The sequence below is a fragment of the Romboutsia lituseburensis DSM 797 genome (genome assembly GCF_900103615.1).
GTDB lineage: Bacteria > Bacillota > Clostridia > Peptostreptococcales > Peptostreptococcaceae > Romboutsia_F > Romboutsia_F lituseburensis.
Map to the genome: position 1 here is coordinate 12,972 of NZ_FNGW01000010.1, position 15,542 is coordinate 28,513.

General features: G+C 27.7%; 13 protein-coding genes and 1 riboswitch. All 13 genes read left to right on the top strand.

Translation table 11 applies throughout. The features are described 5' to 3' along the window. Positions 1-55 precede the first annotated feature (55 nt). The 13 genes from BLP75_RS14945 (at position 56) to glgA (ending at position 15,540) form a co-directional block, all read left to right on the top strand. Entirely contained in the window at positions 56-1,627 is a 1,572-nt protein-coding gene (locus BLP75_RS14945) for an ABC transporter substrate-binding protein (protein WP_092727342.1), read from the top strand. A 65-nt stretch (positions 1,628-1,692) separates the two neighbouring features. Beyond that, positions 1,693-2,718, top strand: coding sequence for an ABC transporter ATP-binding protein (locus BLP75_RS14950; RefSeq protein WP_092727343.1), 1,026 nt, complete (start codon positions 1,693-1,695; stop codon positions 2,716-2,718). Continuing rightward, the gene (locus tag BLP75_RS14955; RefSeq protein WP_092727344.1) at positions 2,711-3,652 is read left to right on the top strand and encodes an ATP-binding cassette domain-containing protein; all 942 of its coding nucleotides are present in this window, start codon (positions 2,711-2,713) and stop codon (positions 3,650-3,652) included. Before BLP75_RS14950 ends, BLP75_RS14955 begins: the two co-directional genes overlap by 8 nt. A gap of 167 nt (positions 3,653-3,819) precedes the next feature. Then, positions 3,820-3,963: riboswitch (cobalamin riboswitch) on the top strand. A gap of 143 nt (positions 3,964-4,106) precedes the next feature. After that, positions 4,107-5,189 carry a FecCD family ABC transporter permease gene (locus BLP75_RS14960; RefSeq protein ID WP_170827958.1) on the top strand — a complete coding sequence of 361 codons (1,083 nt, stop codon included), beginning with the start codon at positions 4,107-4,109 and terminating at the stop codon, positions 5,187-5,189. After that, on the top strand, positions 5,189-5,956 hold the full coding sequence (locus BLP75_RS14965; protein ID WP_092727345.1) for an ABC transporter ATP-binding protein: 768 nt from the start codon (positions 5,189-5,191) through the stop codon (positions 5,954-5,956). The genes BLP75_RS14960 and BLP75_RS14965 overlap by 1 nt, the downstream gene beginning before the upstream one ends. A gap of 83 nt (positions 5,957-6,039) precedes the next feature. Further along, entirely contained in the window at positions 6,040-6,672 is a 633-nt protein-coding gene (locus BLP75_RS14970) for a hypothetical protein (RefSeq protein ID WP_092727346.1), read from the top strand. Positions 6,673-6,929: 257 nt separating this feature from the next. Then, positions 6,930-7,733 carry a PIG-L family deacetylase gene (locus BLP75_RS14975; RefSeq protein ID WP_092727347.1) on the top strand — a complete coding sequence of 268 codons (804 nt, stop codon included), beginning with the start codon at positions 6,930-6,932 and terminating at the stop codon, positions 7,731-7,733. 185 nt (positions 7,734-7,918) lie between these two features. Further along, positions 7,919-8,338 carry an NfeD family protein gene (locus tag BLP75_RS14980; RefSeq protein WP_092727348.1) on the top strand — a complete coding sequence of 140 codons (420 nt, stop codon included), beginning with the start codon at positions 7,919-7,921 and terminating at the stop codon, positions 8,336-8,338. A gap of 18 nt (positions 8,339-8,356) precedes the next feature. Then, positions 8,357-9,358 carry an SPFH domain-containing protein gene (locus BLP75_RS14985; RefSeq protein WP_170139051.1) on the top strand — a complete coding sequence of 334 codons (1,002 nt, stop codon included), beginning with the start codon at positions 8,357-8,359 and terminating at the stop codon, positions 9,356-9,358. A 364-nt stretch (positions 9,359-9,722) separates the two neighbouring features. After that, complete coding sequence (glgB, locus tag BLP75_RS14990; RefSeq protein WP_242872448.1) at positions 9,723-11,762, top strand: 1,4-alpha-glucan branching protein GlgB; 2,040 nt, start codon at positions 9,723-9,725, stop codon at positions 11,760-11,762. 28 nt (positions 11,763-11,790) lie between these two features. Beyond that, positions 11,791-12,945 carry a glucose-1-phosphate adenylyltransferase gene (locus BLP75_RS14995; protein WP_092727350.1) on the top strand — a complete coding sequence of 385 codons (1,155 nt, stop codon included), beginning with the start codon at positions 11,791-11,793 and terminating at the stop codon, positions 12,943-12,945. A gap of 2 nt (positions 12,946-12,947) precedes the next feature. Next, positions 12,948-14,078, top strand: coding sequence for a glucose-1-phosphate adenylyltransferase subunit GlgD (gene glgD, locus BLP75_RS15000; RefSeq protein WP_092727351.1), 1,131 nt, complete (start codon positions 12,948-12,950; stop codon positions 14,076-14,078). Between the two features lie 19 nt (positions 14,079-14,097). Continuing rightward, the gene (gene glgA, locus BLP75_RS15005; protein ID WP_092727352.1) at positions 14,098-15,540 is read left to right on the top strand and encodes a glycogen synthase GlgA; all 1,443 of its coding nucleotides are present in this window, start codon (positions 14,098-14,100) and stop codon (positions 15,538-15,540) included. Positions 15,541-15,542 lie beyond the last annotated feature (2 nt).

Consider the following 15,542-nt stretch of genomic DNA (forward strand, 5'->3'; position numbering starts at 1 on the left):
TACTAGAGCTAGTATTTGAAATAAATTATTAAGACTATAAACGAGGGGGATAATTATGAAACTGAAAAAGCTGAAAATTATGAGCTTAGTAATGATTTTAAGTTTAATGGCAGGATGTTCAGCATCTAAAGAAGATTCAACAAAACAATCTGATAGTAAAGTTAAGTCGTCAGATGAAAAAGTTTTAGTTTATGGGAGTGGAGATTATACAAGTATAAATCCAGCATTATATGAACATGGAGAAATAAACTCATTAATATTTAATGGCCTTACTGCCCATGATAAAAATAATAAAGTAGTTCCTTGCTTAGCTGAAAGTTGGGAGTTTGATAAAGATACTAATACATATACTTTTAAGTTAAGAGAAGATGTAAAATGGCATGATGGCAAGAATTTCACAGCAGATGATGTTAAATTTACATTAGAAACAATAATGAATCCAGAGAATGCTTCTGAAATAGCATCAAATTATGAAGATATAACTAATATAAAAGTTGTAGACAAATCAACTGTAAAAATAACTTTAAAAGCTCCAAATGTAGCGATGCTTGATTATTTAACAATTGGAATGCTACCAAAGCATTTATTAGAAGGTAAAGATATAACAACAGATCCATATAATCAAAGTCCAATAGGTACAGGACCTTTCAAATTAGATAAATGGGATAAAGGTCAGAGTATAACTTTGGTTAAAAATGAAGACTATTTTGAAAAAGAACCTGGATTAGATAAGGTTGTATTTAAGATAGTAGTAGATGCAAAAGCTAAGGCAATGCAACTTAAATCTGGAGAGTTAGATTTAGCTCAAGTTACACCTAAAGACATGGCTATATTTGAAGGAAATAAAGATTTCAATGTAAATATAATGAAGACTTCAGATTATAGAGGTATAATGTATAACTTTAATGCACCTTTATTTAAAGAAAATAAAGAACTACCAAATGCATTAAGTTATGCAATAGATAGAAAAGCAATACTAGAGAGTGTATTACTTGGACATGGCCAAATTGCATATTCTCCACTACAAGCTGGACCATACAACAATCCAGATATAGAAAAATTTGATTATAATCCAGAGAAAACTAAGCAAGAACTAGAAAAAAATGGATGGAAATTAAATTCACAAAGTATATATGAGAAAAATAGAACAAAGCTATCTTTTGAAATAGTTTGTGGTGAAGGTGATCAAGTAAGAATAGATATGGCTAAGATATGTTCACAACAATTAAAACAAGTTGGTGTTGATGCTAAGGTATCGGTTAAGTCTGAAATTGATTGGGAAAATCAAGATAGTTATTTAATTGGATGGGGTAGTCCATTTGATCCAGATGATCATACATATAAAGTATTTGGAACAGATAAAGGTTCTAATTTTAATATGTATTCTAATAAAAAAATTGATGAATTACTTCAAAAAGCAAGAGAAACAGATAACAATGATGAAAGAATGAAATACTATAAAGAATTCCAAGAAGAAATGGTTAAAGATATGCCATATACATTTATAACATATATAGACGCTATATATGTTGGAAAAAATAATGTAAAAGGTATAACTCCTGAAACTACTTTAGGACATCATGGAGTAGGTATATTCTGGAATATAGCTGATTGGACAATAGAATAATTATTTTAAATAGCTTAAGGAGTTATAGACTCCTTAAGCTTTAAATAGTATAGGGGTAGATTATTATGAAAGATATCTTAGAGATAAAAAATTTAGAAGTTAGTTTTGACACAGAAGATGGAGAAGTTAAAGCAGTAAGGAACATAGATTTAAGGCTTAAAAAAGGAGAAACTTTAGCAATAGTAGGAGAATCAGGATGTGGAAAATCAGTTTTATGTAAAAGTATAATGAGTATTTTACCGAAAAATGGTTTTATAAAAAGGGGAGAGATACTTTTAAATAATCAAAATTTGGTTGACAAAACTCAAAAAGAAATGAATAAAGTTAGGGGGAAAGAGATAAGTATGATATTTCAAGACCCAATGACATCGCTGAATCCAACAATTTCAATAGGTAAACAAATTAAAGAATCTGTACTAATACATAATAAAATAAACAAAAAAGAAGCAAAAAAGAAGGCGATAGAGTTAATTGAATTAGTAGGCATAGATAATGCTATCAGTAGATACAATCAATATCCACATCATTTTTCAGGAGGAATGAGGCAAAGGATAGTAATAGCTATAGCACTGGCATGTAACCCAAAGATACTTATAGCAGATGAACCAACTACTGCACTAGATGTTACTATTCAATCTCAAATAATTCAATTAATTAAAAATTTACAAGAAAAAACAGGTATATCTATTGTGTTTATAACACATGATTTAGGTGTAGTAGCTGAAATTGCAGATAGAGTAGCTGTTATGTATGCAGGAAAGATAGTTGAGATAGGAACAACTGAAGATATATTTTATAATGCAAAACATCCTTATACATTAGGACTTTTAAATTCATTGCCTGATATCGAAAATAACGTAGATTTTTTATATAACATACCTGGTATGCCTCCAGATTTGATAAACCCTCCTAAAGGAGATGCATTTGCTTGTAGAAATGATAATGCTTTAAAAATTGATTATTTTGAAGAACCACCTATGTTTAAAATAAGTGAAAATCATAGTGCATCAACTTGGTTACTTCATGAAAAAGCATCTAAACTTAATAAAAGTAGATTTATAAAATCAGAAAAGAGGGTTATCAATGAATAAAGAAAAAATCCTACAGATAAAAAATTTAAAACAATATTTTAAACTAGATAAAAACAATATAATAAAAGCTGTTGATGATATATCGTTTGATATTTATAAAGGTGAAATTTTTGGATTAGTAGGAGAATCAGGCTCAGGAAAATCTACTATAGGAAGATGTATAATGAATATTTATAAGCCGACTAATGGAAATATAGTTTATAGAAATAAATGTATAACTGATAGAAAAGTATATAAAAAAGAAAGATCTTTTATAAATAAAAATATGCAACTAATATTTCAAGATTCTGCATCAGCTTTAAATCCAAGAATGAAAATAGGAGATATAATAGCAGAGCCATTAAAAATACAAAAAATTTATAAAAACAAAGAAGAGAGATATGAAAAAGTAAAAAAAGTTTTAAGTTTAGTAGGATTAGATGAAAATATTATAAATAAATATCCAAGTGAATTTTCAGGAGGTCAAAGGCAAAGAATACAAATAGCTAGGGCAATTTGTATAGATCCAGAATTTATAATAGCAGATGAACCAATTGCATCTCTTGATGTTTCTATTCAAGCTCAGATCGTAAATTTATTTAAAAAATTAAAAAAAGAAGCTGATTTAACTTGTTTATTTATAGCCCATGATTTATCTATGATTAAGCATATAAGTGATAGAATAGGTGTAATGTATAATGGAAAATTAGTAGAGTTAGCTACGGCAGATGAGTTGTATAATAATCCTATACATCCGTATACAAAATCATTATTATCATCTATACCAATACCAGATCCTAAAAGGGTAAAAGCAAGACAAAAAATTAAATATAGTCATACAATGCATGATTATTCTAAAGAAAAACCTGAATGGATAGAGGTATATAAAGACCACTATGTGTATCTAGCTAAAAGAGAGATTCAATTATTTGATAATAAATTAAATATAGTATAGAAAAATAGTGATTATAATGCTGATGATAATTTATAATCACTATTTTTTATGACTATAAATTTAAAAATTTATCTATTTATATATAATATAAAAAGAATTTATAAAATTATGTATAAATATGGCTATATATCCATATTTACAATATAATTATACTTGAGTAATGAAATTACTATATGGATAATATTAAAAAGGAAGATGGATGAAATTTCCACACAGTGCCGCTACTGTAATTAGGGAGCTAAAACTATAAAAGCCACTGGATATATTCTGGGAAGGCAAGTTAAAGTGAAGATCTATAAGTCAGGATACTTTTATAATATTAAAAATATCGATACTCTTCGGTACAAAGGGTGATATTAAATAATATTAAATGAAAAATATACGAAAAACTTTGTGGAGTATCCTTATACTAATCTATATGTAATGCAATAATTTAGTGACTAGGAGATTAGAGATGGAGAAAGAGATACATATACCATGTGAGAAAAAAAGAATAATACAATCAATGCCAATTTATATTATTACGTCATTAGTACTAATAGCAGTTTTATTTTTATCTATAGGAGTATCTGTTACTATAGGATCTGTAGATATAAGTATAAAAGAAGTTTATGAAATTATATTTAATAAATTATTTAATTTAAATATAGTTATAGATTCAGCTGTAAATGATGTTGTATGGTTGATTAGATTACCAAGAATTATTTTAGCTATAGGGGTAGGAATTGGACTATCCGTTGTAGGAATAGTAATGCAAGCTATAGTTAAAAATCCATTGGCAGACCCATATATATTAGGTGTATCATCGGGAGCGTCTTTAGGTGCAACAGTTGCAGTTATGTTTGGAATAGGTAGTATATTTGGAACAAATGCAATAGGTGTTTGTGGATTTATAGGTGCATTTATTGTATCTATGCTTGTATTATTAATATCTAATATAGGTGGAAGGTCAAACTCAATAAAGCTCCTTTTAGCTGGAATGGCTTTAAGTTCTGTTTGTAGTGCATTTTCTAGTTTTATTGTATATTTTGCAAATAATGCTGAGGGAATGCAAAGCATAACGTTTTGGTTAATGGGAAGTTTAGCAGGAGCGAATTGGAGTGAAATACAGTTTATACTACCAACTATTTTATTAGGAACAGTATTTTTTATAACACAATATAGAACTTTAAATTTAATGTTATTAGGAGATGAAGTTTCAGTAACATTGGGAACAGATTTACATAAATATAGACATTTATATTTAATAGTAACCTCTTTAATGATAGGTACATTAGTATATGCATCTGGTATGATTGGATTTGTTGGTTTGGTAATACCACACATTGTTAGAATGATTTTCGGAACAGATCATAAAAAGATAATACCAATAGGAGCTATATTAGGAGCTATATTCTTAATATGGGCAGACGTACTGTCTAGAACTATTATAAAAGGAACAGAGATACCTATAGGAATATTAATATCCATGATAGGAGCACCTTGTTTTATTTGGTTAATGGTTAAAAAGACGTATGGATTTGGAGGCAAAAACTAATGAATATAAAAACTGAAAAAATTTGTGTTAAAATTGGTAATAAGCATATATTAAAGGGTATAGATATAGATGTAAATAAAAAAGAATTTATCGGAATAATAGGACCTAATGGAAGTGGAAAGTCAACTTTTCTAAAATGTATATATAGGAACTTAAAACCTACAAGTGGGATTATTAATTTAGATAAAATAGATATAAATAAATTAACGGTGAGAGAAACTGCTAAAAAAATTAGTGTAGTATCACAACATAATCACTATAACTTCGATTTTAGTGTTGAAGATATAGTACTAATGGGTAGAGCACCTCATAAAAAAATGATGGAAAGAGATAGTATAAAAGATTATAAAATTGTAGATGAAGCATTAGAAAAAGTTAATATGAAAGACTTTAAAAAGAGAAGCTTTACAACTTTATCAGGAGGAGAACAACAAAGAATTATATTAGCTAGAGCATTGGCTCAACAAACAGATTGTTTAATATTAGATGAACCAACTAATCATTTAGACATAAAGTATCAGCTACAATTAATGAATATAGTTAAACAATTAAATATAGAGGTAATAGCAGCAATACATGACCTAAATATAGCAGCTATGTATTGTGATAAAATTTATGTATTAAAAGATGGTGAAATTGTAGCATACGGAAAACCTAATGAAATACTGACAAAGGAATTAATAAAAGATGTTTATGAAGTAGATGCTAACATAACAATAAATAATGAAAATAACACTATAAATATAGCATATAGCCCATATATTTAAATATATATAAATAAATTGTTTACAAATTTTTCTAGGGTAATATATAATGAATTGACATAAAATTTAACAACGAGGTGATACATATGAAAAAAGTAAGTGTAGTTTTAGAAAATTTAAAGGATGAACTATCTGGTTTATTAAATGTAATGCTAGTATCAGAAAGAATGAATAGTCAAAGATGTATAGCAAAAGATGTAGATACAACTAAAACTATAATTGACCACAAAAATGAAAGTGAAGAGTTTAGCCAAGAAGATTTAAATAAAATTGGAGTGGAAATAGGCAAATTAACTCAAGACTTAAAAGGAATGGCTAATGAAATGTTAGTATCAGAAAGAATAAATAGTCAAAGATGTATAGCAAAAGACATAGATACAACTAAAACTATAGTAGATCACAACGACAATAAAACTGAGTTTACTAAAGAAGAAATAAACAAATTAGCAGAAGAAGCTAAGCAGTTAGTAAACACAATGTTAGTATCAGAAAGAATAAATAGTCAAAAATGTATAGCTAAAGATGTAGACACAACTAAGACTATAATAGAGCATGACAATAAAAAGGAAGAAGTAAACAAAACAGATATAAACACTTTAATAAAAGAGTTAAAAGGTATAGTAGCAGAAATGTTAGTATCAGAAAGAATTAATAGCCAAAGATGTATAGCTAAAGATGTAGATACAACTAAGACTATAATAGATCATAAAAACAAGTAATTATGAAAAGCACTTATTAATATTAAGTGCTTTTTTTATATACTAAATACTAGAATTTAGAAATGAAGCCGTTTTTTAGGGAGTTGGCGACAATAATGAAGTGACTTTTTATTAAATTTTATGTTTCTAATAAATTTTATATATTTGATAAATAATAATAAATGTAACTAATTCATAAAATGCTAATACTTATATAAATATACACAATCTTTTTAAATCCCAAGTTATTAAATCTTTAAATAAGGAAGTGGACATATATGATTAAAAAAAACAAATTAATCTATGGAATCATTTTTGTATTAATGATGTGTGGATTAATATGTGTATTAATTAAAGGATCAACTAAAGAAGATTTAAATAAAGGAGAGAATCAAAGAAATTTTAAAGATCATGTTGTGTTTTATCCGCAACATCAAGATGATGAAATTTTATGGGGTGGGAGTGCAATAATTGAAGCTATTAAACAGTGTGGAAAAGATAATGTATATGTTGTATTAGTATCAGATGGATCTGGCGTAAATGTTTTTAATAACTATAAATATAAAGATTTAACTAGAAAAGAAAAAGAAGAGTTAAGAAATGTAGAATTCAAAGCAGCATTAAATCACATGGGTATAAAAGAAAAAAATATAATAATACTAGCTGATATAGATAACCATGAAGGTACTCATTTTGATCTTATGCAAACAGTAGCATTAAATTTTGAAAAACAATTGGGAAATGTAACACATATATCACATTGTTACAAGTTAGATAATCATCCTATGCACAGACAAAATGGAAAGGTCATACATAAACTATATGAAGAAGGTAAATTAAAGGATGTAATGTATTTCTTAAAACCTAAATATGCTGAAAAGGTAGATTCAAATAAAAAAGCTACTTATGTAGTAACTAACGATAAAGAATATAATCAAGTAAAAAATGCATGTAAAGAGTATCAATTAAAAAATAACCAAGAGCATAGATATGGAATTGGTTACACTTCTGCACATAGTTATTTTGATGAGTTATTATTAGATCCTAAATTAACTTCAATATTGTATGAAGAAGATAAGTAACTAAAAACTATTTCAATAAATTAAATTGTATTTTAATATTAATTATATACAATAAATTTAATTGAAATAGTTTTTTTAATAGTTACAAAAATATGTCTTTATAGTAACAAATGTTTACAAAAATACTAATATAAAAAACCTTATAGTATAATGAAAATAAGCAATAATTGGAAAGGGGGATTTATATGAAGCTATTGTGGCTAATAGTAGCTATTATATTTGGAATAGCAGAAGCTATGACACCGAGTTTAACGTTAATTTGGTTTAGTATAGGTGCCTTGATATTAATATTCTTAAGTACTTTTATTAAAAGTATTTTAATCCAAGTAATATTATTTGGAATAATATCAGTAACATTACTTATAGTAGCAACAAAAATTATAGTAAAGAAAGATGAAAATCATCAATATGATACAAATTTACAAGCTATAGTAAAGAAAAGCGGTGTTGTAAGAAAAGACATTCTTCCAAATGAAACTGGAATAGTTGTAGTTGAAAATGAAGAATGGAGTGCTATATCTGCAAATAATGAAGCAATATTAGAAAATACAGAAGTAGAAATATTAAAAATAGAAGGTGTAAAATTAATAGTAAGTAAAAAATAAAAATTAGGGGGAGAAAATATGGAATTATCATCAATTATAGGATTAGCGCTGCCAATAGTGATTATAATAGTAGCAGTGATAATAGGATTATCTTGTGTAAAAGTAATTAAACAATCTAAAGTAGGTATAATAATGAGGCTTGGAAAATTTAGAAAGGTAGCTGATACTGGAGTTCATTTTTTAGTACCATTTATTGATCAAATGAGTTATGTTATAGACTTGAGAGAAAATGTAGTTGATTTTCCACCTCAACCAGTTATAACTAAAGATAATGTAACTATGCAAATAGATACAGTTGTTTATTATAGAGTAACTGATCCTGTAAGATATGTATTTGAAATAGCAGATCCTATCACAGCTATAGAAAATTTAACAGCAACAACATTAAGAAACTTAATTGGGGAACTTGACTTAGATGAAACATTAACATCTAGAGATGTAATAAATACTAAGATGAGATCAATATTAGATGAAGCTACAGACAAATGGGGTATAAAAGTAAATAGAGTTGAGTTAAAGAATATAATGCCTCCTCATGATATTCAAGTAGCTATGGAAAAGCAAATGAGAGCTGAAAGGGAAAGAAGAGAATCTATACTTCAAGCAGAAGGTAATAAGTCATCATCTATATTACAAGCAGAAGGTGAAAAACAATCTGCAATATTAAGAGCTGAGGCTAAAAAAGAAGCTATGATTCGTGAAGCTGAAGGACAAAAAGAATCTTCTATACTTAAATCACAAGGTGAGGCCGAAGCTATAAGACAGATAGCAATAGCTAAAGCCGAAGGAGAAGCAGAAGTTATATTAAGAGTGCAACAAGCTACAGCTAAAGGTCTTAGAGAAGTATTCTTAGCTATGAAAGAATCAGAAGTTGATGAAAATATGTTAGCTTTAAAATCAATGGAAGCTTTAGAAAAAGTTGCTCAAGGAAATGCAACTAAATTAGTTTTACCATCAGAAACTGTAAATTTATTAGGAACTTTTAAAGGAATAAAAGAAGTATTAAGCGATGATAAATAGATATTAATATAAAGACTACTTATAAAGATTATAAATGTTTATAAGTAGTCTTTTTTTATTTTAGTAATAAAGATACCATTAAAGAAAGTTAAAAAAATAACAATTAGAAAGCGAAACAAAGTAAAAGTTATCCAAAAATGGGTTAACGTTTTCAAAACTTAATTGTCTTTATAAGGAGAATTTTAGTTAATACAAAATTTTATAGCTTATTTTATATAAATTTGTATTAAAACATAAAAATATGCTGAAAAAAGATGTGAATTGACTGAATTTTGCTAAAAATTGATTGTGAATAATAACACATATTGATATATAATTAAATACTATACAGGGGATTAATGAGAGGGGGAGAGCAATTTATAGTATGAATCAGAAGAAGATGACTTATTATGATTCTCTAGTAAAAAGTATCGAGCAATTTAAATCTGGAGAATCATATGATAGCTATAAATTTATGGGGTGTCATATAAATAAAGAAAAAAATATGTTTTCTTTTAATGTGTGGGCACCTAATGCGAAAGAAGTGTATTTAGTAGGGGATTTTAATAATTGGAATAATAACTCTCACCCTATGACTAATATAGGCAATAGCGGTGTATGGAATATATCATTAAGTGAAGTAAAAGAAGGCGATTCTTATAAATATAATGTAGTAGGATGTGATAACGTAAGTCGTTTAAAATCAGATCCATATGCATTTTTTTCAGAGCTAAGGCCAAATACAGCATCTATAGTATATAATCTAGAAAGCTATAAGTGGAAAGATAAAAATTGGCAGTTAAAAAAACAAAAATCAAATCCTAATCAGATGCCATTAAATATATATGAAGCTCATTTAGGTTCATGGAAAAGAAAGTGGGATGGAGGCTTTTTTTCATACGAAGAATTGTATGAAATGATTGATTACGTTAAAGAAATGGGATATACGCACATAGAAATTTTACCGATAACCGAACATCCGCTTGATGAATCTTGGGGGTATCAGACAGTAGGCTATTATAGCAGCACAAGTAGACATGGTAAACCAAATGAATTTAAAGCATTTGTAGATAAGTGTCATGAAAATAATATTGGTGTAATAGTAGATTTTGCATATAGTCACTTCTGTAAAGATAACCATGGCTTATACAAGTTTGATGGTTCACCTCAATTTGAATATAAAGATCCATTAAAATCAGAAAATATAGGGTGGGGAACTTCTCACTTTGATTTAGGAAAACCAGAAGTAAATAGTTTTTTAATTTCTAATGCTATTTATTGGTTTAATGAATTTCATATCGATGGTATAAGAGTTGATGCAGTATCGAGTATGTTGTATCTTGATTATGATATAGGTGAATGGAAACCTAATAAATATGGTGGTAGAGAAAACTTAGAAGCTATAGAGTTTATTAAAAAGTTTAATGAAGTAATTTATGAAAATGTAAAAAATCCGTTAATAATAGCAGAGGAATCAACTGCATGGCCAATGGTAACAGGGCCAACATATACAGGGGCTTTAGGATTTACATACAAATGGAATATGGGATGGATGAATGATACTTTGAAATATATGGAAATGGATCCGATATATAAAAAATATCACCATGAACTTATAACATTTTCTTTTATGTATGCATTCTCAGAAAATTATATTTTGCCATTATCTCATGATGAAGTTGTACATGGTAAAAAATCGTTACTAGACAAAATGCCAGGTGATCCTTGGCAAAAATTTGCTAATCTAAGAACTTTATATGCTTATTACATGGTACATCCAGGTAAAAAATTATTGTTTATGGGTAGTGAGTTTGGACAAGGATTAGAGTGGAGATATGCATATGGATTAGAATGGGAGTTATTAGAAAGAGAGCCTCATATGGCTATAAAAAATTATGTAAAAGATCTTAATTGTTTATATAAAAATGAAAAAGCGTTATATGAAATTGATAATAGTTATGAAGGGTTTGATTTTATAGATCCTCACAATAATGAGCAAAGTGTAATCGTTTTAATGAGAAAAGGAAAGAAAACAGAAGATTTTATAATAGCGGTTATAAACTTTACACCATTAGTACATTATGATTATAAAATAGGAGTTCCTTATCCTGGAGTATATGAAGAAGTATTTAATACTGATGATAAGAATTATGGTGGTTCGGATCAAACTATGAAAAATGCAGAACTAGTTGCTCAAAAAGAAAAATGGCATAATAAAGAATACCATATAAAAATAAAAGTACCTCCATTAGGCGCAACATTTATAAAAGGTAAGTATAATTTAGAAAAAATAAATAAAATTGAAATTAAGAAAACAGAGAAGATATTAATTGGTGGAAACAATGAAATTGTATCTAGTATAAATAATAAGAAAAATAAAACTAAGAAAAGTAAAGATACAAACAAAAAAATTATAAAAATATAAATTAACTAAGATTTAAGGGGGATATCTAGTGAAAAAGGAAATGTTATCAATGATTTTGGCAGGGGGTCAAGGTTCAAGATTAGGAGTTTTTACAAAGAGGATAGCTAAACCAGCAGTGTCATTTGGTGGTAAATATAGAATAATAGACTTTGTATTGAGCAATTGCTCAAATTCTGGAGTAGACACAGTAGGTGTCCTAACGCAATACAGACCATTGATACTAAATTCTCATATAGGTATGGGGAGCCATTGGGATTTAGATAGAATAAATGGAGGAGTATATATATTACAACCTTATATGAATGAAAAAGAAGGTAACTGGTATAAGGGTACAGCACATGCTATAAACCAAAATATGAACTTTATAGATAGTTATAATCCTAAATATGTACTTATATTATCAGGTGACCATATATATAAAATGGACTACAGCAAAATGCTAGAATATCACAAAGAAAAAAATGCTAAAGCAACAATTGCTGTAATAGAAGTTCCATGGGATGAAGCATCTAGATTTGGAATAATGAATACTAATACAGATGGAAGTATATATGAATTTGATGAAAAGCCAAAGAGTCCTAAGAGTAACTTAGCGTCTATGGGTGTTTATATATTCGATTGGGAAATGTTAAAAAGCTATTTTTTAGAATCTCAAAAAGAAAATTTAAATTATGATGATTTTGGTAAAGATTTAATACCTAAAATGTTAGAAGATAATGTGGGGATGTATGCATACCCATTTAAAGGATATTGGAGAGACGTAGGTACTATACAAAGCCTATGGGAAGCTAATATGGATCTTATAAAATCAAGAGATGTTTTAGATTTACAAGATCCTAAATGGAAGATATATACAAATACTATGGCTATGCCACCTCAATATGTTGGTAAAGATGCTAAAACTACCAATTCATTAGTTGCAGATGGCTGCATAATACTAGGAAAAGTTGAGAATTCTGTACTATCTCATGGTGTAGAGGTTGGAGAAAGCAGTGAAATAAAAGATTCGGTTATAATGCCTAATGTAAAGATAGGAAAAAATGTAATTATAGAAAAAGCAATGATAGGTGAAGGAGCAGTAATAGAGGATAATGCAATTATAAAGAACGAGAATAATGAAATAAATGTAGTATCAGAATATGAGATTGTAAAAGCTGAGTTAGTATTACAGGGGGGGATGTAATAATGAGAAATGAGTGTATGGGACTTATAAACTTAACTAAAAAGGGCAATCCAAATATAAGTAAATTAAATTATGGAAGACCGATAGCATCTACTCCTATAGGAGGAAGATATAGAGTTATAGATTTTGCTCTTTCAAATATGGTTAACTCTGGTATAACAAATATTGGTATATTCGCTAAAGAAAAATATAGATCTTTAACTGATCATATAGATAGTGGTAAGGATTGGGATTTAAGTAGAAAAAAAGGTGGATTATCAATATTTAGTCCAGAAAATACAGAATCTCAAAATATATATCCTTATAGAAAAGGTGATATATACAATATATTATGCAACATAGACTATATAAAGAAAAGTGAAGAAGAATATATATTAGTATCTCCTAGTTATATGGTATGCAATATGGATTATACAGAAGCATTAAAGTATCATAAGAAATCAAATAACTATATAACTATGATATATAAGAATGTAGATAATGCAAATAATGATTTTAAAGGTAATTTAACACTAAATTTAGATGAAGATAGTAAAGTTATAAATATGGGGAGCAATATAGGTGCATTCAACAACGCAAATATATATATGGAAATGTATATAATGAAAAGAACTGATTTTATAGATGCTATATACAATTTAACAAACACAGGAGATTACCAATACTTAGAAGACTTTTTAATTGAAGCTGTTAAGTATAAACAAGTAGGAGCATATAAGTATGATGGATACTTAAAATGTATAAAGTCTATCCAATCTTATTTTGAAATAAGTAAAGAATTATTAGATATTAATATTGCTAGAGAATTACTTTATTCGGAGAGAAAAATACTTACTAAAGAAAAAAATGAGTCTCCAACTATATATACGGAAGATGCAAATGTAGAAAATTCGTTTATAGCAAGTGGATGTGTTATAGAAGGTAATGTTAAAAACAGTATTATATTTAGAAAAGTTCATATTAAGAAAGGCACTAATATTGAAAACTGTATAATTATGCAAAATTCATTTATAGGGGAAGAGTGTAATTTAGAAAATGTAATATTTGATAAAAATATAAACTTAGCAAAAGGAAAAGAATTAAGAGGAGATGAAAACTATCCTATAGTTGTAGAAAAAAATATAAGTATTTAATTAGAGGGGGAAATTTTTAGTGAAAGTACTTTATGTAACATCAGAGTGTTGGCCATTTGCTAAGACTGGAGGATTAGGCGATGTAGCCTATGCATTACCTAAAGAATTAAAAAAAGAAGGTGTTGATGTTAGGGTTATATTGCCTAAATACTCGACTATGCCAAATTACTTAAAAGAAAAGTTAAGAGAAATAGCCGTATTTAATGTAAAAGTTGGATGGAGAAATCAATATTGTGGACTACTAGAAATGGAATTAGATGGAGTTAAATTTTATTTTATAGACAATGAGTACTACTTTAAAAGGGAAGGTGAGATTGCATATCTTTATGGATATGGTGATGATGTTGAAAGATATACTTTCTTTAGTAATGCTGTATTAGAAGCTTTAGCGATACTTGATTTTTATCCAGAGATAATCAACATGAATGATTGGCATACTGGAATGATACCATTGATATTAAAGGAAAAATACAATGGGTTAGAAAAATATAAGGATATAAAAACTGTTTATACAATCCATAATTTACAATATCAAGGTGTATTTTCAAATAATGTATTAGGTGATGTTTTAGATCTACCATATAAATATTTAGAAAATGGTGATGTAGAATATTATGGTGGTGTAAGCTTTATGAAGTCGGGGATAGTATATAGTGACAAAGTTACTACAGTTAGCCCTACTTATACAAGTGAAATACAAACTGAATTTTATGGTGAAAGTTTAGATGGATTATTAAGGGCTAATTCATATAAATTAAAAGGAATTTTAAATGGAATTGATTACGACTTGAATAATCCAAAAACAGATAAGGACATATTTATAAATTATGATATAGATACTATAGACAAAAAAATAGAGAATAAACTTCATCTTCAAAAAATGCTAGGTTTAGAAGTAAACCCAGATATACCGTTAGTAGGCATTGTATCAAGATTAGTATCACAAAAAGGACTTGATTTAATATCTTATATTATGCCTGAAATAATGAGAGAAAATATTCAAATGGTTATATTAGGAACAGGAGAGCATCAATATCAATCTATGTTTAATTATTATGCATCTATTTATCCTAATAAAGTTTCTGCAAATATTACCTTTGATAGTGCTCTTGCACAACAAATATATGCAAGTAGTGATATGTTTTTAATGCCATCTTTATTTGAGCCATGTGGTATAGGACAAATGTTAGCTATGAGATATGGAACTCTTCCTATAGTTAGAGAAACTGGTGGACTTAAAGATACTGTTAATCCATATAATAAATTTACTGGAGAAGGAAATGGATTTAGTTTCAAAAATTATAATGCTCATGAAATGCTTTATTGTATTCAAAGAGCAATGGAACTTTACAAAGATAAAGATAAATGGAGACGTTTAGTAATAAATGCTATGAATACAGATAGCAGTTGGAAAAAATCAGCTATGGAATATATAAAGACGTATCATGAAATGCTAAGTTAAAG